The organism is Kluyvera chengduensis, from assembly GCF_044197065.1.
Taxonomy (GTDB): domain Bacteria; phylum Pseudomonadota; class Gammaproteobacteria; order Enterobacterales; family Enterobacteriaceae; genus Kluyvera; species Kluyvera ascorbata_C.
This window is the reverse complement of the sequence record NZ_JBIQOI010000002.1, coordinates 1,130,768-1,148,894: the sequence shown is the minus strand read 5'-3', so window position 1 is coordinate 1,148,894 and position 18,127 is coordinate 1,130,768. Positions and strand designations below refer to the sequence as shown.

Below are 18,127 nucleotides of genomic sequence, written 5' to 3'. Positions count from 1 at the left end.
CCCCCCTCCCCCCCCCCCCCCCCCCCCCCCCCCCCCCCCCCCCCCCCCCCCCCCCCCCCCCCCGGGATTGCACCGTTAGTACAACAGCGAATACAGCTGACGACGATACTTCGACGCCAGCGCATCACCGGTACCGAGCGCCGCCAGAATTTCCTGCAGCATTTTGCGTGCCTGACCATCGGCCGCGCCTAAATCTTTACGCAGGTGGCTGAACAGCAGCTCCAGCGCCTCTTCGTTACGGCCTACCTGATGCAGCTGAAGCGCCAGCTTCGAGGCCAGCGCGGCATCTTCCGGGTTAGCATCCACTTCTTGCTGTAACTGCTGAATTTCGGGCGTATCCGCTGCTTGCTTCAGCAGTTCAATCTGCGCAATCAGCCCCTGATAGCGGGTGTCCTGATCCTGCAGAGGAATGGTTTTCAGCACCGATTCCGCCTCTTCTGAACGGTTAAGCGCAATCTGCGTTTCCGCCAGCAGCAGACCTATCTGGCTGTCCTGACCGGAGAGCTGCCAGGCATCTTTCAGCAGCGGCAGCGCGTCGGCATGATTGCCTTCCTGAATTAGCGCCAGAGCTTGCTGTGCTTTCAACTCTTCTTCACGCGGCAGCACTTTATCGAGCAGCGCGCGAATCGCTTCTTCTGGCTGCGGGCCCTGGAAGCCGTCAACCGGCTGACCGTTCTGGAACAGGTAAACGGTTGGGATGGAGCGTAGGCCAAACTGAGAGGCGACCATCTGCTCGGCGTCGCAGTCGACCTTCGCCAGAATAAACTGACCGTTGTACTGCGTGGCCAGATTTTCCAGCACTGGCGTCAGCTCAAGGCAGTGTTGGCTACGGTCGGACCAGAAGTAGAACAGCACCGGTGTGGCAACGGACTGCTCAAGCGTCTGGTGGAGATTAGCTTCGGTAATGTTGACGATATTCTGTACGGACATAGGTCTTTCTCTGTAGTCGGTTTGTATTCGAGATGGGGGCAAAAGCGTCGGCTTCAACTTAGCCCTGCAGAATTTTGTCCATCGCGCGCCCCGGCAGCAGGCGTTTCAGCCAGCCAACCGCGTGGGTGACCAGGGTGACCGGATAGCGCAATTTCGGCTTATCGCTGATAAACGCATGGCGAACTTTCTCTACCACTGCATCCGGGCCGAGGGTGAAGCGCGCGGCAATGCCTGGATTCTCCACCGGCTTATCGCTGGTCTGGTTGACGTTCTCGGTAAAGCGGGTGCGAATCGGGCCGGGTTCAATCAGGCTCACCTTCACGCCGGTATGGCGCAGCTCCATGCGCAGCGCGTCTGACCAGGCTTCCAGCGCGTATTTGCTGGCGGCATAAGCGCCGCGGCCCGGCGTAGAAATCAGCCCCATCACCGATGAGGTCATCACGATACGGCCTTCGCCGTGCGGGATCATCGCCGGCAACAGGCGCATAGTCAGCTGGTGGACGCCGAAAAAGTTGGCGGAAAACTGTTGCACCATTTGTGCGCGGCTGATGCTCTCCAGCGGGCCATAGACGCCATATCCGGCGTTATTAAACAGACCAAACAGACGGTTATTGGTCAGGGCGATCACCTGCTCCGCGGCGTTATCGACGCTTTCCGGGCTATCGAGGTCGAGCAAGATTCCGGTAAACCCCATGCCGTTCATGCGCTTCACATCATCGGGTTTGCGGCAGGCTGCCAGTACGCGAAACCCCTGGCGTTTCAGTTCTAACGCACTTTCGAGGCCAATCCCGCTGGAACATCCTGTAATTAAGACCGATTTTTGCATAACTTTACCTGAAGACACCGCTTTACTTTCCGGCATCGTGATTAACTAATGGAGCCAGGCGTGTCGCCATCCAGTCAGCAATAAACGGCTGGGCGTCACGATTGGGATGAATGCCATCATCCTGCATCCACTGCGGCTTGAGATAGACCTCTTCCATGAAGAAGGGCAGCAGTGGAATAGAAAACTCGCTGGCGAGCCGCGGATATACAGCGCTGAAGGCCTCATTATAGCGGCGTCCGTAGTTTGCTGGCAGACGAATTTGCATTAATAACGGTTGAGCATGGGCGGCTTTTACCTGTTGCACAATCGTGCGCAGCGTTTTCTCGGTTTGCTGCGGCTGAAAACCGCGCAGGCCATCGTTGCCGCCGAGTTCAACCAGCACCCATTGTGGTTTATGTTGTTGAAGCAATGCAGGCAAGCGTGCCAGACCCTGGTCAGAGGTATCGCCGCTAATGCTGGCGTTCACCACCGTGATGTCAGGCTGCCATTTATCATTCAACAGCGCCGGCCAGGCCGTATTGGCCGCCATGCGATAGCCCGCGCTAAGGCTGTCGCCAAGCACTAACAGCGTGTCCGCCGCCGCGGCGCGCAGGCTAAACAGAATCAAAAACAGGACAGGCAAATGCCAGCGGAAAACGTACTTGAAGTGCATCATCTTAAGAAATCCGTCGGTCAGGGGGAGCATGAGCTTTCCATCCTTACCGGAGTTAACCTGATTGTCAAACCGGCGCAAACCCTTGCTTTGATTGGCGAGTCGGGCTCCGGAAAGTCGACGCTGTTGGCGATTCTGGCCGGGCTGGATGACGGCAGCAGCGGCGAGGTGAAGCTGTTGGGGCACCCGCTGGAGAAGCTCGATGAAGAGGCGCGAGCGCGTCTGCGAGCCCAACACATTGGCTTTGTTTTCCAGTCCTTCATGCTGATCCCCACGCTGAATGCGCTGGAGAACGTCGAGCTGCCCGCGCTGCTGCGCGGTGAAAGCGACGGGCAAAGCCGCCAGGGGGCGAAGGCGTTGCTGGAACAGTTGGGGCTAGGCAAGCGCCTGCACCATCTTCCGGCGCAGCTTTCCGGCGGTGAGCAGCAGCGCGTGGCGCTCGCTCGCGCCTTTAACGGTCGCCCGGATCTGCTGTTTGCCGACGAACCGACCGGCAACCTCGACCGTCAGACCGGGGATAAAATCGCCGACCTGTTGTTCTCGCTTAACCGCGAACACGGCACCACGCTGATTCTGGTGACCCACGATGCGCAGCTTGCCGCGCGCTGCGACCGACGGCTGCGGCTGGTCGACGGACAGCTACGGGAGGAGGCATGATTTTACGCTGGTTCTGGCGGGAGTGGCGCTCGCCGTCGCTGCTGATTGTCTGGCTGGCGCTGAGCCTGGCGGTGGCCTGCGTGTTGGCGCTGGGCAGCATCAGCGACCGTATGGACAAAGGGCTCAATCAACAAAGCCGTGAATATATGGCGGGCGACCGGGCGCTGCGCAGCTCGCGCGAAATACCGACACAGTGGATTGAACGCGCGCGCGCTCAGGGGCTGACGGTTGGCGAACAAATTAACTTCTCCACCATGACCTGGGCGGGCGATACGCCGCAGCTTGCCGACGTGAAGGCGGTGGACGACAGCTACCCGCTGTACGGCGACCTGCAAACCGCACCGGCTGGCCTGAAACCGCAGGCGGGAACGGTACTGCTGGCTCCCCGCCTGATGGCGCTGCTGAATCTCAAAACCGGCGATAGCCTTGACGTTGGCGACGTTACGCTGCGTATTGCTGGTGAAGTCGTGCAGGAGCCCGACAGCGGCTTTAATCCGTTTCAGATGGCGCCCCGGTTGATGATGAACCTGGCCGACGTCGCGAAAACCGGCGCCGTGCAGCCCGGCAGCCGGGTAAGCTGGAGCTACAAGTTTGCCGGCACGCCTGCGCAGCTTGCCAGCTACGAAAGCTGGCTGCTGCCTCAGCTGAAGCCTGAGCACCGCTGGATTGGCCCGGATCAGGACGACGGCGCGTTGGGCAAATCGCTACAGCGCTCCCAGCAGTTCCTGCTGCTCTCGGCGCTGCTGACGCTGCTGCTGGCGGTGGCTGCCGTGGCGGTGGCCATGGGCCACTACTGCCGCAGCCGCTACGATCTGGTGGCGGTGTTGAAAACCTTAGGTGCCGGGCGGGCGCAGCTGCGCAAGCTGATTATCGGCCAGTGGGTGCTGCTGCTGGCGCTTTCGGCGCTGGCGGGCGGGGGAATGGGCCTGCTGTTTGAGTCGGTCCTGCTGACGCTGCTCAAGCCGGTGTTACCGGCGGCATTACCTGCCGCCAGCGCCTGGCCGTGGCTGTGGGCGGTGGGGTCAATGACGGTGATTTCGCTATTAGTCGGGCTGCGTCCGTACCGATTACTGCTGGCAACGCAGCCGCTGCGCGTGCTGCGTCAGGATATTGTGGCCAACGTCTGGCCGCTGAAAATCTACCTGCCGCTGGTCTGTATCGTCACGGTCGTGCTGCTCGCCTGGCTGATGGGCGGTAGCCCGCTGCTGTGGTCGGTGCTGGCAGGGGCGGTGGTGCTGGCGGCGCTGTGCGGGCTGGTGGGCTGGCTGCTGCTCAAAGTGTTGAAGCGTCTCACCCTGCGCGCGCTGCCGCTGCGTCTGGCGGTGAATCGCCTGCTGCGCCAGCCGTGGTCGACGCTCAGCCAGTTGGCGGCGTTCTCGCTTTCCTTCATGCTGCTGGCGCTGCTGCTGGTGCTGCGTGGCGATCTGCTGGATCGCTGGCAGCAGCAGCTACCGCCGGAAAGCCCGAACTATTTTCTGATCAACATTGCCCCGGAGCAGGTGAGTGAGGTGAAAACTTTCCTGGCGGAACATCAGGTGATCCCAGCGGCGTTTTACCCGATCGTTCGCGCGCGCCTTACCCAGATCAACGGTCATAGCACCGAAGGTAATAAAGATGAATCGCTGAATCGCGAACTGAACCTCACCTGGCAAAATCAGCGGCCGCAGCATAACCCGCTGGTGGCGGGCGTCTGGCCGCCGAAAGCAGGGGAGGTTTCTATTGAGGAAGGGCTGGCGCAGCGGCTGAGCATTGGCTTGGGCGATAGCGTGACCTTCACCGGCGATACCCAGGACTTTACGGCGAAGGTGAGCAGCATTCGTAAGGTCGATTGGGAAAGCCTGCGGCCGAACTTCTTCTTTATCTTCCCGGACGGCGCATTGGACGGTCAGCCGCAAAGCTGGCTCACCAGCTTCCGCTGGGACCACGGTACGACGCTGCTGACGCAGCTAAACCGTGAATTCCCGACGGTGAGCCTGCTGGATATTGGCGCTATCTTAAAACAGGTGGGTCAGGTGCTGGCGCAGGTCAGCCGCGCGCTGGAGGTGATGGTGGTATTGGTCACCGCCTGCGGCGTGCTGCTGCTACTGGCGCAGGTTCAGGTTGGCATGCGCCAGCGTCATCAGGAGCTGGTGGTCTATCGCACGCTCGGTGCCGGGAAGTCTCTGCTGCGCCTGACGCTGTGGGCGGAGTTTGCCCTGCTGGGGGCGATTTCCGGGCTGGTGGCGGCCATCGGCGCGGAGACCGCGCTGGCGATGCTGCAAACGAAGGTGTTTGATTTCCCGTGGTCGCCGGACTGGCGGCTGTGGGTGGCGCTACCGCTGTGCGGCGCGCTGCTGCTGTCGCTGTGCGGCGGGGGATTGGGGCTGCGTCTGCTTAAGGGCAGGGCGCTTTTCCGCCAGTTTTCCAGCTAGTTTTTTCCCGGCGGCGCAGTGCCGCCGGGAATCTCTCCGTCTCCGCAAAATTGCTCATCCTTTCATCAATTTGCCCGTTTTAGGGCACCATTCGGTAATTCTGCAGCGCTAAGTCGCACGTTTCATTAAAAATCAGTCAGGTGTAATTTATTAATAAACGATAAGATTTATCTGCCAAATAGATGGCACGTAATCTATCAAGGAAAAATAATGACTATAAAAATGAAAGCGCTGGCGATCTCGATCGGCGCTGCAGTGGCATTGACGTCTTTCGCATCCCAGGCTGAAATTACCCTGCTCAAGCAGGATCCTCAGGCTGGTAATCCGCTGAGCCGTCTGAACTTCACCGTGGGCGGGAGTATTCGTCCGCAGTTCAACATGATGACCGGCGACGGTGACAAAGGCTCTTACAAACGTAATGGCTTTGACGGCGGCACCCGTTTCCGTTTCGCTGCTGACTACTACCTGTTTGATGACATCAGTTGGGTCAGCTACTACGAGCTGGGTGTCAACATTCCAGCGGTCTTCGACTGGGATAACCACTACGCTGAAGGCGCGAACGACACCACTCGTCGTATGCTCTACACCGGCCTGAAGAGCGATACCTGGGGTACGCTGACCTTCGGTCAACAAAACAGCATCTACTACGATGTGGTCGGCGCGAAAACCGATATCTGGGACTATGACATGATTGGTCAGGCGCCAGGTAACGGTATCAACGGTGACTACGATGGTTCTTACCGTACTCGTAAATCCCTGAAGTATAAGAAAACCGTAGGTGACGTAGACCTCTACGCTTCTTACCTGTTCAATGATGATCTGAACCTGAACAACGGCCTGCTTTACAAACGTAAAGGCGGTGGTTCACTGGGCGTGGATTATCACATCACCGATGACCTGAGCTGGGGTACGGCATGGAACTACACCCGTGCTGACATGAACACCACCTACAGCAGCGAAAGCAAAACCTACGATCAGAACATCCTGGGTACCGCGCTGAGCTGGACACCGGACAACTGGACCTTCTCCCTCGGCGGCGGCTGGTACCAGAACTTCATGACCACCAAAAAATCTTCCGTACATGACTACTTCGCGGGCGATGCGTGGGGCGTGGAATACTTCGCGGGCTACAAAATCCCAGTGGGTCAGTACGCGCTTAAATCCGTTCAGCCATACTTCATGGGTGACCGTATTGAATACGTGAATGGTCGCAACTACCAGCGCATCGACAACGGCGTGGGTATTAGCTTCCAGCTGGATTACGGTTTCCGTGTTGACTACGAACACGTGTTCACTTCCAGCACCGATGATCTGGGTGATATGAACCTGGTTCGTCTGCGTTACGATTTCTAAGTTTTTTCTCCCGCGCGCGGGAGAATTAAACCTATCTCAGACCGGGCTGGTGGCAACACCGCCCGGTCTTTTTACGTTATGGGTATAACGCTTAATAAAATGATGTTCTGTCTTTATTTATAAATAGCGCTGTAATAAGCGCCGATTTTACTGTTAAATGATATTTTTGAATTCTTATTATATTTAATTTATTCCGTTTATGTTAAATATACAAATAGCGAATATATATGAGCGATATTATTTATTTGAGAATCGTTGGCGAACAGCAGGGGCTGATTTCTGAAAATTGTGGCAGCGAGCAATCTGTTGGCAATCGTTTTCAAAAAGGCCATGAAGATGAAATTTTTGTTTTTAGCCTGCAGGGGGCCGTTTCCAGTACACCTGATGGTGTCAATCATCATGGTATTCAGTTTTGTAAAACCATTGATAAAAGTTCTCCTTTATTTACCCAGGCTATAAATAACAATGAGCGTTGTTCTCTCGATTTTACCTATTATCGTATTAATCGCTGGGGACGCTGGGAGAAGTATTACCATATTGAGGTTAGGGGGGCGAGCATCAGCGCATATTCGATGCATACCCAGATTCATGGGTTGGCAGAGGAATTTATAACGATAAATTATGATTATATCTGTTCAAAGCACCTGGGGGCGGGTACCGAATATAGCATTTTGTTAGTGCCTGAAAACTACAATCAACTCTTTCCGCCAGCGCCACCACCGATAGTAAAACCCGAGGAACCTACGAAAAAGCAGGAGATAACGTTAACCATTGGCGTGTTCTTTGATGGCACAGGCAATAACCTGCTCAATACCAACCTGCGGATGCAAAAATGTGATCCTGAAAGCTATGGGCTTGATGCCCGGGCGTTAGCGGAGTTTAGTCAGCGTTGTATTCAAAAAGAAGGTTTTGCTGGCGCAGGGGCGGGGAGCTATTTGAATTACTATACAAATATTCGGTGGTTGTATGAGTTGTATAAAAAAGACGCAAGCCTTACGAAGGAGAAAAATGACTTTCAGGATAAGGTTTACGTTGAAGGAATAGGTACTGAAAACAACAAGGCTGACTCGATTATCGGCATGGGGCTGGGAAATAATGATACGGGAGTTATAGCCAAAACAGAGAGGGCGGTTTCTCTTTTAATTGATGTAATTAATGGTGTTTTGAAGGGAATTCGTGGTTTAAATGTTTCTGTAAAATGTCTTCAATTTGACGTTTTTGGTTTCAGCCGCGGCGCTGCCGCTGCCCGTCATTTTACTAACCTGGTGTTTGAAGAGGATTATCTCTTCGCGCTCAGGCTCAAGAGGGTTTTTGCCAATATTGAATACACCGGGAAGCCTGCCGGTGAAGTTCGCTTTCTGGGGCTTTTTGATACGGTGACGGCGGTTGGGGGGCTGGTAGACGGTTTTGATCCCCATGATGGTAATAATCTGGCGGTCAAACTCGCGCTTGCGCAGGGCGTGGCGAAACATGTCTTTCACCTGACGGCCATGCACGAATGCCGCTATAACTTCTGTCTGAACAGTATTAAAGAGCAGTGGCCGGAGTTAAGCTTGCCGGGCGCGCATGCCGATATTGGCGGCGGGTATAATCCTCTTGAGGAGGAGTACCTTTTTCTTACCCGTCCGGGGATACAAAGCGTACCCGTTGATACACCAATACAGTCCACCGATGTCTATCGTACGGCGGCTAAAGAGGCCGAATTATTACACACCTTCCCGGCACTGGCTCCGATCCTTCCTTCAGGCGTATTGAAAATAGAAACGGATGTTGAAGATAATCTGCCGCTGGATCAGTATCACGATATCCATAAACGCGTTGCCGCAGCGGTGACTTTCCGCCGGACCATCAGCAATGACTGGTCAAAGGTGACGCTACGTGTGATGTATGAGGTGGCGAAGGACGCTGGGGGTGTTTTTGATGATATTGATGACGATAAAAGTTTTATGCCTCCAACAGAGCTAAAAACGATATATGAGAAAGCTGTTTTGCAGGCAAAAGCAGCCGTAATAGGCTCCACCACAACGTCTTTTTCAAAAGATGAAATTGATATTATAGGCAAGTATATTCACGGGTCGGCACACTGGAATACGGTTGATTATCATATTAAGCATCCTGTCGCTTCAGCGGTCTCTTCGCTCGAGACGCTACGTTTTATTAATCGTCCGGATGATAACTGGGAACGCACTATTTATGATATGGCGGGAAAGGAGATTTAAATGAAGGTAAAAATAATGTTCTTGATTTTTATGCTGCTTTCAGGGGGGAGTGTATCAGGAAAAGAGCTGACGTCACTGATTGCACCTTATGATGAGTGGTACTTTAATTTCTTCTATCCCTATGCCTTACCTGCTAAAGTAACTTATGTCGAGCTATTAGATACCGGCGCCTATTTTTACCAATACAGAGCACCGGATGGAACAATATCCAGTTCAGAGACAAAAGGAACGTGGCGGAACGATCTTTTTGCCGGCAGGTCGCCCTTTAATAAGGCTAAAAATCCGCCGCAGTTTATCCGTTTTTGCTGGGATTCAATCATAGATAAAAAACTCTATGAGACCCGTATCACCTTCAGCGGTGAGGTGTGGAAAATGATGCTGACGCCTTATACGCTGACGCGTTATCCAGATGAAATTATGTATCACCGGTTTATGCTGATAGGGCTGGCGCCTGAGGGAAAGGTGCGGGTATGGCTGGAAGATTATAATGAAGCGAATATCCCTATCACGGGGGAAAAAGTGATCCTGATAGAAACGGTCTCGGGTGACCAGCTGGATTTGTGTAAAGGGAAAACGATTTATAAAGATGATTATCAATATTCCCGGAGAACACTGGATTTTATCAAAGATAAAAAATACCCCTACGGTGAATGGTAGGTTTTTCAGGAAAGGAAGCCACAATGAACAGAAAAACAGGTACAGCATTATTATTCAGCCTGATACTGGGAATATCACTAACCACCAGTGGAAAAGAGCTGACGTCACTGATTGCACCTTATGATGAGTGGTACTTTAATTTCTTCTATCCCTATGCCTTACCTGCTAAAGTAACTTATGTCGAGCTATTAGATACCGGCGCCTATTTTTACCAATACAGAGCACCGGATGGAACAATATCCAGTTCAGAGACAAAAGGAACGTGGCGGAACGATCTTTTTGCCGGCAGGTCACCCTTTAATAAGGCTAAAAATCCGCCGCAGTTTATCCGTTTTTGCTGGGATTCAATCATAGATAAAAAACTCTATGAGACCCGTATCACCTTCAGCGGTGAGGTGTGGAAAATGATGCTGACGCCTTATACGCTGACGCGTTATCCAGATGAAATTATGTATCACCGGTTTATGCTGATAGGGCTGGCGCCTGAGGGAAAGGTGCGGGTATGGCTGGAAGATTATAATGAAGCGAATATCCTTATCACGGGGGAAAAAGTGATCCTGATAGAAACGGTCTCGGGTGACCAGCTGGATTTGTGTAAAGGGAAAACGATTTATAAAGACGATTATCAATATTCCCGGAGAACACTGGATTTTATCAAAGATAAAAAATACCCCTACGGCGAATGGTAGGGGGATCATCTTCTAATTGCTCAATAGCCAGTGATTAACCGCTTCCCATGTTCCGCGAAAGACAATCTTGTCAGCCTTTTTGTCCAGTTGATAGCAGTACATCGGGTCGTAATACTCGTTGAGCAGTGGGACCAGCCAGGCAAAGTGTGCCTCGGTTGAACCGCTACGCTGCTGTTCAGCCAGCGCCTCATCAAGCGTGGCGGTCAGTTCGGCAAAACGCTGGAGCCCCAGGCGACGGCGAATGGCGAACAGGCCGTGATGCAGATAAGCGCTGTACTCTTCCCAACCTTTCTCTTCACCAAACGCGGCGGTAAAGTCGCGATGCATATGGGTGAAATACTCTTCGCGCAGGCGCTCAAGGCGTAGATCGAACGGATCTTCCACGACCGCGATCGGCGCCTGAGCCATGCGATCGCGCAGGCATTCCGGCAGATGGTTAGCGCCGATCATGTGACCTTCATCTTCCAGCACCCAGCGAACCTTGTCCCGCTGATATGCGCCTTTCAGCAGCGCGGTTGCCAGATGGTTTTCAAAGGTAGCCTGAGAAAACTGCGGCGTTAACGTGCGGCCAAACGACGACCCGCGGTGGTGCGCGAGCCCTTCGAGGTCGATCCCCAGAGGCTGTTCACGCACCAGCGGCGTTTTGCCGTTGCCGGTACAGCCGCCGATCAGCACGATCGGATGGCGCACCAGTTCCTCGGTAGCCTTAATCGCCGCCTGACGCAGCGCCTTATAACCGCCGACGATCAGCGGGTAATCAAGACCGCTGTCTTTGATCCAGCTCTGCGAGATATGCGAACGCTGGCCACCGCGCGCGCAGCACAGATAACCCTGCGGCGCACGGCGGCAGGCGTCGAGCCAGGCGTCAATGCGCTGCTGGCGTGTCTGCCCGGAGACCAGTTTATGCCCCAATGCCAGCGCTGCCTCGGCCCCCTGACGTTTATAACAGGTGCCAACGGCGGCGCGCTCGGCGTCGTTCATCAGCGGCAGGTTGACGGCAGCGGGCATCGCGCCCTGAGCAAACTCGACGGGGGCTCGCACGTCAATGATGGGCGTTTCCGCGCGCAGAATGGCGCAGTAATCCGTCCCATTATTCATGGGGAAATCCTTCTTAACGAAATCGGGGTAACGCAATAATGGCGGGATTTTACGCTTCAGAGAGGGGGCCGGGGAAGGATAAGTTACTTTCCCCGGCATTTAAGGCTTATTTCAGGCGTGATTGCGCCCAGGCAATACCGCTCGCGTACGCCGGCGGCAGCAGGGGAACCATTGCTTCCAGCGTGGCGCTGAGGCGGCCGGTGTCGCTGTCATTGAGGTTAAGGTGGCCCACTTTGCGGCCCTCGCGCACCTCTTTGTCGTACCAGTGTAGGTGTACCAGCGGCAGCTTCAGCCAGTCGTAGTTCAGGTCGGTACCGATCAGGTTCACCATCACTGACGGGCTGTTCACCACCGGTGGTGGCAGCGGCAGGTCAGTAATGGCGCGCAGATGCAATTCGAACTGACTGATGGACGCGCCGTTTTGCGTCCAGTGGCCGCTGTTGTGCACGCGTGGCGCCAGTTCGTTGATCAGCAGCCCGCCAGGGGTGACGAAGCACTCCATCGCCATCACGCCGACGTAGCCAAGCTCTTGCATAATAGCGCTGAGCATGGATTCAGCCTGAGCCTGCTGCTGCGCATCCGCCTGCGGGAAAGCCACGCTCATGCGCAGAATGCCGTCCTGGTGCAGGTTTTGAGTCAGCGGGTAGAACACGGTGCTGCCATCGTGGGCGCGCGCGCTCACCAGCGACACTTCACCGGAGAAGTTAATGCCTTGCTCAACGATGCACTCGCCGTAGCACTCGGCAGGCAGCTGTGCAGTCTCATCTTTACGCAGACGCCACTGGCCGCGACCATCGTAGCCACCGGTACGGCGCTTAACGATAGCCAGCTCGCCTAAACGACCAAACACCTCAGGCCACTCGTTGGCGCTTGCCAGCAACTGCCACGGGGCGGTCGCCAGATTCAGCTTGTCGAAAAGCTGCTTTTGCGTCAGACGGTCAGCGATAATCGGGAAAACGTCGCGATTAACAAACGCGGTATGCTCGGCCAGTTCGCGGGTGAGCGCGGTTTCCGGCCAGCGTTCAATCTCTGCGGTGATGACGCTTTGCTGGAACGGCACGGCGGCCGGGTCCGCTTCTAAGCCCACCGGCCAGACGGCAATACCCAGCGGCTCGCCGGCCTGACGCAGCATACGACCTAGCTGACCGTTACCCAGCACGCAGACCTGCTTCATGCCGCACCTCGTGGGTCTGGGTTATCCAGCACTTCATCGGTTTGCGATTTACGCCAGTCAGCCAGACGCTGATGCAGTTCGGCATCGTGCTGAGCCAGAATCTGTGCGGCAAGCAGGGCGGCGTTAGCGGCACCGGCTTTACCAATGGCCAGCGTCCCCACCGGAATGCCGCGCGGCATCTGGACGATGGAGTAGAGGCTGTCTACGCCGCTTAATGCCGCGCTTTGTACCGGTACGCCGAGCACCGGCACCAGGGTTTTGGCGGCAATCATTCCGGGTAAATGGGCTGCACCACCGGCACCGGCAATAATCACCTGGTAACCATTCTCTTCTGCCGCTTCGGCAAAGCTGAACAGTTTATCGGGCGTACGGTGGGCGGAAACCACTTCAACATGGTGAGGAACGTTCAGAATATCGAGGATTTCTGTGGCGAACTGCATGGTAGCCCAGTCGCTTTTGGACCCCATCACGATGGCGATACGTGCCGGATTATTGCGGGAAGACATGCGTCTTAAAACTCCTGTGGGTGTGCTGCACACGACGTTAGAGGCCACAGAGAATAACACGGAAAACCGGCAAGGAAAACGGTTGCGTCGCCATGCAGCGGGGGAATACGGGGGAAAAACTAAAACGGGAAGGCGATAAGCGTCACGTCGTCTTTGGTGACACGGATAAGCGAACCTTCAGTATGCCAGGCACCGAGCACCGCGCGGAAGGCTGCTTCGCCGTTAGCCTCAAGCGCGTGGATATCCGGACGATGGGTATGCCCGTGAATCAGCCACTGCACGCGATGTTTCTCCATCACGTCGACGACGGCCTGCGGGTTTACATCCATGATTTCCATCGACTTGCTGCTGTTGGCAGCTTTGCTGTCATTGCGCATCTTCTGGGCAATACGGCGGCGGATAAACAGCGGCAGGGCGAGAAACAGCTTCTGGACCCAAGGGGTATGCACTTTGGCGCGAAAGGCAAGATAGCCTGGGTCGTCCGTGCAGAGGGTGTCGCCGTGCATAATCAGAATCCGACGACCGTAGAGCTCGAGCATCTGCTCTTCAGGCAACAGTTGCATGCCGCTTTCAGCCGCAAAACGTTTGCCAATCAGAAAATCACGGTTGCCGTGGATGAAATAGCAGGGGATGCCAGATTCGACCAGCGATTTAATGGCGGCGGCCACTTCGCGGTGAAGCGGGTTAGGATCGTCATCGCCAATCCAGGCTTCAAACAGGTCGCCTAAGATGTACAGCGCGTCGGCCCGGCGGGCTTCGCCGCCTAAAAAACGCAGAAAACCGGCGGTAATCGCCGGTTCTTCTGTTTGCAGATGAAGATCTGCAATAAAGAATGTCGCCACCAATTACTCGCTGACGGTCACGCTTTCAATGATAACGTCTTCTTTAGGAACGTCCTGGTGCATGCCGCTACGACCGGTAGAGACCGCTTTAATTTTGTCGACCACATCCATACCTTCAACCACTTCGGCGAAGACACAGTAGCCCCAACCCTGCAGGCTTTCGCCAGAGAAGTTCAGGAAGTCGTTGTCTGCTACGTTGATGAAGAACTGCGCGGTAGCAGAGTGTGGAGCCTGAGTACGCGCCATTGCCAGCGTACCACGGGTGTTTTTCAGACCGTTGTTGGCTTCGTTCTTGATAGCTTCTTTGGTGGTTTTCTGGTTCATGCCTGGCTCAAAACCGCCGCCCTGGATCATGAAACCGTTGATAACACGGTGGAAGATAGTGTTGTTGTAGAAACCTTCGCGGCAGTAGTCCAGGAAGTTTTTAACTGTTTCTGGCGCTTTGTCGTCGAAGGTTTTGATGACGATGTCGCCATGATTAGTGTGGAAAGTAACCATTTCTGCATCCTGTTCCGTTTAGAGTGGTGCTTCAGCCCGCCTGTGGGCTGCACATAGGCATCTGTTATAGCATAACCGGGCGGCGCGATCATCTTGCATTGTGTGCTGCTTCCGGGTTGAATTATGGGTAGAATATACCGTTTAAGGCGAAAGCCCGGCTCACACACGTAAACATGGAATTCTCGATGCTAAAAATCTTCAACACAATGACTCGCCAGAAAGAGGAATTTAAGCCCATTCATGCCGGAGAAGTTGGCATGTACGTGTGTGGTATCACCGTTTACGATCTCTGTCATATCGGCCACGGCCGCACCTTCGTCTCCTTTGACGTGGTCGCACGCTACCTGCGTTTCCTCGGCTACAAGCTGAAGTACGTGCGCAACATCACCGATATTGACGACAAAATCATCAAGCGCGCTAATGAAAACGGCGAAAGCTTTGTGGCGTTGGTTGACCGCATGATCGTCGAAATGCACAAAGACTTTGACGCGCTGAATATTTTGCGCCCGGACAGCGAACCGCGCGCGACCCACCATATCCATGAAATTATCGAAATCACCGAGCAGTTGATTGCCAAAGGTCACGCCTACGTAGCGGACAACGGCGACGTGATGTTCTCGGTGCCAACCGATCCAAGCTACGGCAAGCTGTCGCGCCAGGATCTGGATCAGCTGCAGGCCGGCGCTCGCGTTGATGTGGTTGACGTAAAACGCGATCCAATGGACTTCGTGCTGTGGAAAATGTCCAAAGCGGGCGAACCAAGCTGGCCATCCCCGTGGGGCGAAGGCCGTCCGGGCTGGCACATCGAATGTTCGGCGATGAACTGCAAACAGCTTGGCAACCATTTCGACATTCACGGCGGCGGTTCTGACCTGATGTTCCCGCACCATGAAAACGAAATCGCGCAGTCTACCTGTGCGCACGACGGCGAGTACGTGAACTACTGGATGCACTCCGGCATGGTGATGGTTGACCGCGAGAAGATGTCTAAATCGCTGGGCAACTTCTTTACCGTGCGCGATGTGCTGAAGTACTACGACGCCGAAACCGTGCGCTACTTCCTGATGTCCGGCCACTACCGTAGTCAACTGAACTACAGTGAAGAGAACCTCAAGCAGGCGCGTTCCGCGCTAGAGCGTCTGTACACTGCGCTGCGCGGTACCGACAAATCCGTTGCGCCTGCGGGCGGCGAAGCGTTCGAAGCGCGCTTTATTGAAGCGATGGACGACGATTTCAACACCCCGGAAGCCTACTCCGCGCTGTTTGATATGGCGCGAGAAGTGAACCGTCTGAAGAGCGAAGATATGCATGCCGCCAACGCGTTGGCGTCGCATATGCGTAAGCTCTCTGCGGTGCTGGGCCTGCTGGAACAGGAACCCGAAGCGTTCCTGCAAAGCGGTGCGCAGGCTGACGACGGTGAAGTGGCAGAAATTGAAGCGTTAATCCAGCAGCGTCTGGACGCGCGTAAAGCCAAAGACTGGGCGGCAGCCGACGCCGCGCGTGACCGTCTCAACGAGATGGGGATCGTGCTGGAAGATGGCCCGCAGGGTACCACCTGGCGCCGTAAGTAAGTTACTCACTGTAGCCCGGCTGAGCGTAAGCGATGCCGGGCATTCTCACTCTTACCGGCGCCGCCACCACAACCATCCCATAATCACCACGCCCGGCAGCCATACCCACAGCAACTCTGAAATTATCACCTGATGCCCGTACGGCGTGTTGTAGCGCGAGAGCGCAAACGGCGCGACCTTAATCACCTGCCACGGCGCGAAAAACCGTTCATCCGACCACGGCCACAGCCAGCCCACGCCTTTGCCACCGGTAGTTATCGAGTCCAGCAGACTGTGTGACAGAAGCGAGACCGTTAAAAACAGCCAGCAGCGCATTAACCCCGCGCCAAACCATCGTCGACCCACGATCACGCAGAGTAGGGGCACCACGAAGGCAAACAACAGTGAATGGGTAAAGCCGCGGTGGCCGAAAATATTGCCGTAGGCGATACCGAACTTAAAGGCCAGCACATCGGCATCGGGGAGCATCGCCAGCACGATACCGGTAAACAGCAAGCGTGGCGGAATAACGCGGGTTCCGAGGCCTAAACCAAGGCACAGCGGGACAGCGGCGTGGGTAATAATCGTTGGCATCAGTCGTCCGTTTTAGCATGAGGAGTACAGAGTATCGTTGCTGAGGCGGATTTATGCAGCAGGGTGTTATTCTGAAAAATGGGGGAGGGGATAAGACCCGACGTCACGATGCTCGTGTAGCCCGGGCGAGGCATTTATGCCGACCCCGGGGAGGCTCGGCGCCGATTCCCGGCGTCGCATTCGCTCGGCCGGGCTACATATGGCTTACGCCGTCACGGTGACGTTCTGACCTTCAAAGCTGACGGTTTGACCGGCTACGATTTTGCAGCGCTTGCGGGTTTCAACCGCACCATCAACTTTAACCAGACCGTCGGCGATGGCGATTTTCGCCTGTGCGCCGCTTTCGCTCCAGCCTTCCAGCTTCAGTAAGTCACAGAGTTCCACATGCGGATGCTTACCCAAAGAAAATGTTGCCATCTTATGCCTTCTCCACGTCGTGATACTCTTCACACGCCTGTAAGGTGTTTTCAATCAGGGTAGCGACGGTCATTGGACCTACGCCGCCCGGTACCGGGGTGATGTAAGACGCGCGCGCGGCGGCATCTTCAAACACCACATCGCCGACTACTTTACCGTTTTCGAGGCGATTAATCCCGACATCAATGACGATGGCACCTTCTTTAATCCACTCACCAGGAATAAAGCCAGGCTTGCCGACCGCAACGATCAGCAGATCCGCGTTCTCAACGTGGTGGCGCAGGTTTTTGGTGAAACGGTGGGTCACGGTGGTGGTGCAGCCGGCCAGCAGCAGCTCCATGCTCATCGGACGGCCAACGATATTGGACGCGCCAATCACCACGGCGTTCAGACCGTAAGTGTCGATGTTATAGCGCTCCAGCAGCGTCACGATACCGCGCGGAGTACAAGGGCGCAGGCGAGGCGCGCGCTGGCACAGGCGACCGACGTTATACGGATGGAAGCCATCCACGTCTTTGTCTGGATCGATACGCTCCAGAACCTTCACGTTATCAATACCGGCAGGCAGCGGCAGCTGTACCAGAATACCGTCGATGGTGGTGTCGGCATTCAGGGTATCAATCAGCGCTAGCAGCTCGGCTTCTGATGTGGTTTCCGGCAGGTCATAAGAGCGGGAGACGAAACCCACCTCTTCGCAGGCTTTGCGCTTGCTGCCGACATAAATTTGCGATGCAGGGTTGCTGCCCACGAGGACAACGGCGAGCCCAGGGGCGCGTTTTCCGGCCGCAATGCGGGCCTTCACTTTTTCCGCAACCTCAGAGCGCACCTGCTGCGCAATCGTTTTACCGTCAATAATCTTTGCTGCCATCAGGGAAAATTTTCCATCTGTCATTAACGAAGGGGGGATGGACATATTTTGTCAGATGCGAGCCTCGCTGTCAGGTATCGTTTGCGAGTTTTCCGCGGAAAGTGTTTTTGTCGAAGAGTTGAGCGATAGTTGGTTGTACTTTATCCATCGCCGCAGGCCGCGCAGGTTTCGCAAGGAAATGGATTG

Annotated in this window: 18 protein-coding genes; 7 read left to right on the top strand and 11 right to left on the bottom strand. The window is 55.2% G+C overall.

What is annotated here, in order from left to right; translation table 11 throughout:
- Positions 1 to 75: 75 nt before the first annotated feature.
- The 3 genes from ACH1XZ_RS11030 to tesA are packed head-to-tail and all read right to left on the bottom strand — an operon-like array spanning position 76 to position 2,411.
- On the bottom strand, positions 76 to 930 hold the full coding sequence (locus ACH1XZ_RS11030) for a co-chaperone YbbN (protein ID WP_395595555.1): 855 nt from the start codon (positions 928 to 930) through the stop codon (positions 76 to 78).
- A 58-nt stretch (positions 931 to 988) separates the two neighbouring features.
- Complete coding sequence (locus ACH1XZ_RS11025) at positions 989 to 1,792, bottom strand: SDR family oxidoreductase (RefSeq protein ID WP_223883158.1); 804 nt, start codon at positions 1,790 to 1,792, stop codon at positions 989 to 991.
- Positions 1,779 to 2,411: a multifunctional acyl-CoA thioesterase I/protease I/lysophospholipase L1 gene (gene tesA / locus ACH1XZ_RS11020; RefSeq protein WP_395595554.1), complete on the bottom strand. Its 633-nt coding sequence runs from the start codon at positions 2,409 to 2,411 to the stop codon at positions 1,779 to 1,781. The genes ACH1XZ_RS11025 and tesA overlap by 14 nt, the downstream gene beginning before the upstream one ends.
- Between tesA and ybbA the strand changes: the two genes are divergently transcribed.
- The 6 genes from ybbA to ACH1XZ_RS10990 all read left to right on the top strand — a co-directional run bounded on the left by ybbA (position 2,379) and on the right by ACH1XZ_RS10990 (position 10,394).
- Positions 2,379 to 3,065: a putative ABC transporter ATP-binding protein YbbA gene (ybbA, locus tag ACH1XZ_RS11015; RefSeq protein ID WP_123650048.1), complete on the top strand. Its 687-nt coding sequence runs from the start codon at positions 2,379 to 2,381 to the stop codon at positions 3,063 to 3,065. The genes tesA and ybbA overlap by 33 nt on opposite strands.
- Positions 3,062 to 5,476 carry a putative ABC transporter permease subunit YbbP gene (gene ybbP, locus ACH1XZ_RS11010; RefSeq protein ID WP_395595553.1) on the top strand — a complete coding sequence of 805 codons (2,415 nt, stop codon included), beginning with the start codon at positions 3,062 to 3,064 and terminating at the stop codon, positions 5,474 to 5,476. Before ybbA ends, ybbP begins: the two co-directional genes overlap by 4 nt.
- Before the next feature lie 210 nt (positions 5,477 to 5,686).
- The gene (locus ACH1XZ_RS11005; RefSeq protein WP_395595552.1) at positions 5,687 to 6,829 is read left to right on the top strand and encodes a porin; all 1,143 of its coding nucleotides are present in this window, start codon (positions 5,687 to 5,689) and stop codon (positions 6,827 to 6,829) included.
- A gap of 227 nt (positions 6,830 to 7,056) precedes the next feature.
- Complete coding sequence (locus tag ACH1XZ_RS11000) at positions 7,057 to 9,048, top strand: Hcp family type VI secretion system effector (RefSeq protein WP_395595551.1); 1,992 nt, start codon at positions 7,057 to 7,059, stop codon at positions 9,046 to 9,048.
- Positions 9,049 to 9,705 (top strand): DUF2931 family protein, encoded by a 657-nt coding sequence (locus ACH1XZ_RS10995; RefSeq protein ID WP_395595550.1) that lies wholly within the window; start codon positions 9,049 to 9,051, stop codon positions 9,703 to 9,705.
- A 23-nt stretch (positions 9,706 to 9,728) separates the two neighbouring features.
- Positions 9,729 to 10,394: a DUF2931 family protein gene (locus ACH1XZ_RS10990; RefSeq protein WP_395595549.1), complete on the top strand. Its 666-nt coding sequence runs from the start codon at positions 9,729 to 9,731 to the stop codon at positions 10,392 to 10,394.
- Between the two features lie 12 nt (positions 10,395 to 10,406).
- Here the strand turns inward: ACH1XZ_RS10990 and mnmH are convergent, their stop codons facing one another.
- The 5 genes from mnmH to ppiB all read right to left on the bottom strand — a co-directional run bounded on the left by mnmH (position 10,407) and on the right by ppiB (position 14,512).
- Entirely contained in the window at positions 10,407 to 11,492 is a 1,086-nt protein-coding gene (gene mnmH / locus ACH1XZ_RS10985; protein WP_395595548.1) for a tRNA 2-selenouridine(34) synthase MnmH, read from the bottom strand.
- A gap of 106 nt (positions 11,493 to 11,598) precedes the next feature.
- Positions 11,599 to 12,666 carry a 5-(carboxyamino)imidazole ribonucleotide synthase gene (purK, locus tag ACH1XZ_RS10980; protein ID WP_395595547.1) on the bottom strand — a complete coding sequence of 356 codons (1,068 nt, stop codon included), beginning with the start codon at positions 12,664 to 12,666 and terminating at the stop codon, positions 11,599 to 11,601.
- Positions 12,663 to 13,172, bottom strand: coding sequence for a 5-(carboxyamino)imidazole ribonucleotide mutase (gene purE, locus ACH1XZ_RS10975; protein ID WP_035891792.1), 510 nt, complete (start codon positions 13,170 to 13,172; stop codon positions 12,663 to 12,665). The genes purK and purE overlap by 4 nt, the downstream gene beginning before the upstream one ends.
- A gap of 119 nt (positions 13,173 to 13,291) precedes the next feature.
- Positions 13,292 to 14,014: a UDP-2,3-diacylglucosamine diphosphatase gene (lpxH, locus tag ACH1XZ_RS10970; RefSeq protein WP_395595546.1), complete on the bottom strand. Its 723-nt coding sequence runs from the start codon at positions 14,012 to 14,014 to the stop codon at positions 13,292 to 13,294.
- A gap of 3 nt (positions 14,015 to 14,017) precedes the next feature.
- Positions 14,018 to 14,512 (bottom strand): peptidylprolyl isomerase B, encoded by a 495-nt coding sequence (gene ppiB, locus ACH1XZ_RS10965; protein WP_035891791.1) that lies wholly within the window; start codon positions 14,510 to 14,512, stop codon positions 14,018 to 14,020.
- 185 nt (positions 14,513 to 14,697) lie between these two features.
- Between ppiB and cysS the strand changes: the two genes are divergently transcribed.
- On the top strand, positions 14,698 to 16,083 hold the full coding sequence (gene cysS, locus ACH1XZ_RS10960) for a cysteine--tRNA ligase (RefSeq protein WP_395595545.1): 1,386 nt from the start codon (positions 14,698 to 14,700) through the stop codon (positions 16,081 to 16,083).
- A 51-nt stretch (positions 16,084 to 16,134) separates the two neighbouring features.
- Here cysS and ACH1XZ_RS10955 read toward each other — a convergent pair whose 3' ends face one another.
- The 3 genes from ACH1XZ_RS10955 to folD form a co-directional block, all read right to left on the bottom strand.
- Positions 16,135 to 16,656 (bottom strand): metal-dependent hydrolase, encoded by a 522-nt coding sequence (locus ACH1XZ_RS10955; RefSeq protein WP_395595544.1) that lies wholly within the window; start codon positions 16,654 to 16,656, stop codon positions 16,135 to 16,137.
- A gap of 204 nt (positions 16,657 to 16,860) precedes the next feature.
- Positions 16,861 to 17,073: a ribosome-associated protein YbcJ gene (gene ybcJ, locus ACH1XZ_RS10950; protein ID WP_035891785.1), complete on the bottom strand. Its 213-nt coding sequence runs from the start codon at positions 17,071 to 17,073 to the stop codon at positions 16,861 to 16,863.
- A gap of 1 nt (position 17,074) precedes the next feature.
- Positions 17,075 to 17,941, bottom strand: coding sequence for a bifunctional methylenetetrahydrofolate dehydrogenase/methenyltetrahydrofolate cyclohydrolase FolD (gene folD / locus ACH1XZ_RS10945; protein WP_395595543.1), 867 nt, complete (start codon positions 17,939 to 17,941; stop codon positions 17,075 to 17,077).
- Positions 17,942 to 18,127: the final 186 nt, after the last annotated feature.

Excerpts from the sequence above, each read along its gene's own strand:
- ACH1XZ_RS11030 (WP_395595555.1), bottom strand. The coding sequence starts at position 930 with ATGTCCGTACAGAATATCGTCAACATTACCGAAGCTAATCTCCACCAG.
- ACH1XZ_RS11025 (WP_223883158.1), bottom strand. The coding sequence starts at position 1,792 with ATGCCGGAAAGTAAAGCGGTGTCTTCAGGTAAAGTTATGCAAAAATCG.
- ybbA (WP_123650048.1), top strand. The coding sequence starts at position 2,379 with ATGCCAGCGGAAAACGTACTTGAAGTGCATCATCTTAAGAAATCCGTC.
- tesA (WP_395595554.1), bottom strand. The coding sequence starts at position 2,411 with ATGATGCACTTCAAGTACGTTTTCCGCTGGCATTTGCCTGTCCTGTTT.
- ybbP (WP_395595553.1), top strand. The coding sequence starts at position 3,062 with ATGATTTTACGCTGGTTCTGGCGGGAGTGGCGCTCGCCGTCGCTGCTG.
- ACH1XZ_RS11005 (WP_395595552.1), top strand. The coding sequence starts at position 5,687 with ATGACTATAAAAATGAAAGCGCTGGCGATCTCGATCGGCGCTGCAGTG.
- ACH1XZ_RS11000 (WP_395595551.1), top strand. The coding sequence starts at position 7,057 with ATGAGCGATATTATTTATTTGAGAATCGTTGGCGAACAGCAGGGGCTG.
- ACH1XZ_RS10995 (WP_395595550.1), top strand. The coding sequence starts at position 9,049 with ATGAAGGTAAAAATAATGTTCTTGATTTTTATGCTGCTTTCAGGGGGG.
- ACH1XZ_RS10990 (WP_395595549.1), top strand. The coding sequence starts at position 9,729 with ATGAACAGAAAAACAGGTACAGCATTATTATTCAGCCTGATACTGGGA.
- mnmH (WP_395595548.1), bottom strand. The coding sequence starts at position 11,492 with ATGAATAATGGGACGGATTACTGCGCCATTCTGCGCGCGGAAACGCCC.
- purK (WP_395595547.1), bottom strand. The coding sequence starts at position 12,666 with ATGAAGCAGGTCTGCGTGCTGGGTAACGGTCAGCTAGGTCGTATGCTG.
- purE (WP_035891792.1), bottom strand. The coding sequence starts at position 13,172 with ATGTCTTCCCGCAATAATCCGGCACGTATCGCCATCGTGATGGGGTCC.
- ppiB (WP_035891791.1), bottom strand. The coding sequence starts at position 14,512 with ATGGTTACTTTCCACACTAATCATGGCGACATCGTCATCAAAACCTTC.
- cysS (WP_395595545.1), top strand. The coding sequence starts at position 14,698 with ATGCTAAAAATCTTCAACACAATGACTCGCCAGAAAGAGGAATTTAAG.
- ACH1XZ_RS10955 (WP_395595544.1), bottom strand. The coding sequence starts at position 16,656 with ATGCCAACGATTATTACCCACGCCGCTGTCCCGCTGTGCCTTGGTTTA.
- ybcJ (WP_035891785.1), bottom strand. The coding sequence starts at position 17,073 with ATGGCAACATTTTCTTTGGGTAAGCATCCGCATGTGGAACTCTGTGAC.
- folD (WP_395595543.1), bottom strand. The coding sequence starts at position 17,941 with ATGGCAGCAAAGATTATTGACGGTAAAACGATTGCGCAGCAGGTGCGC.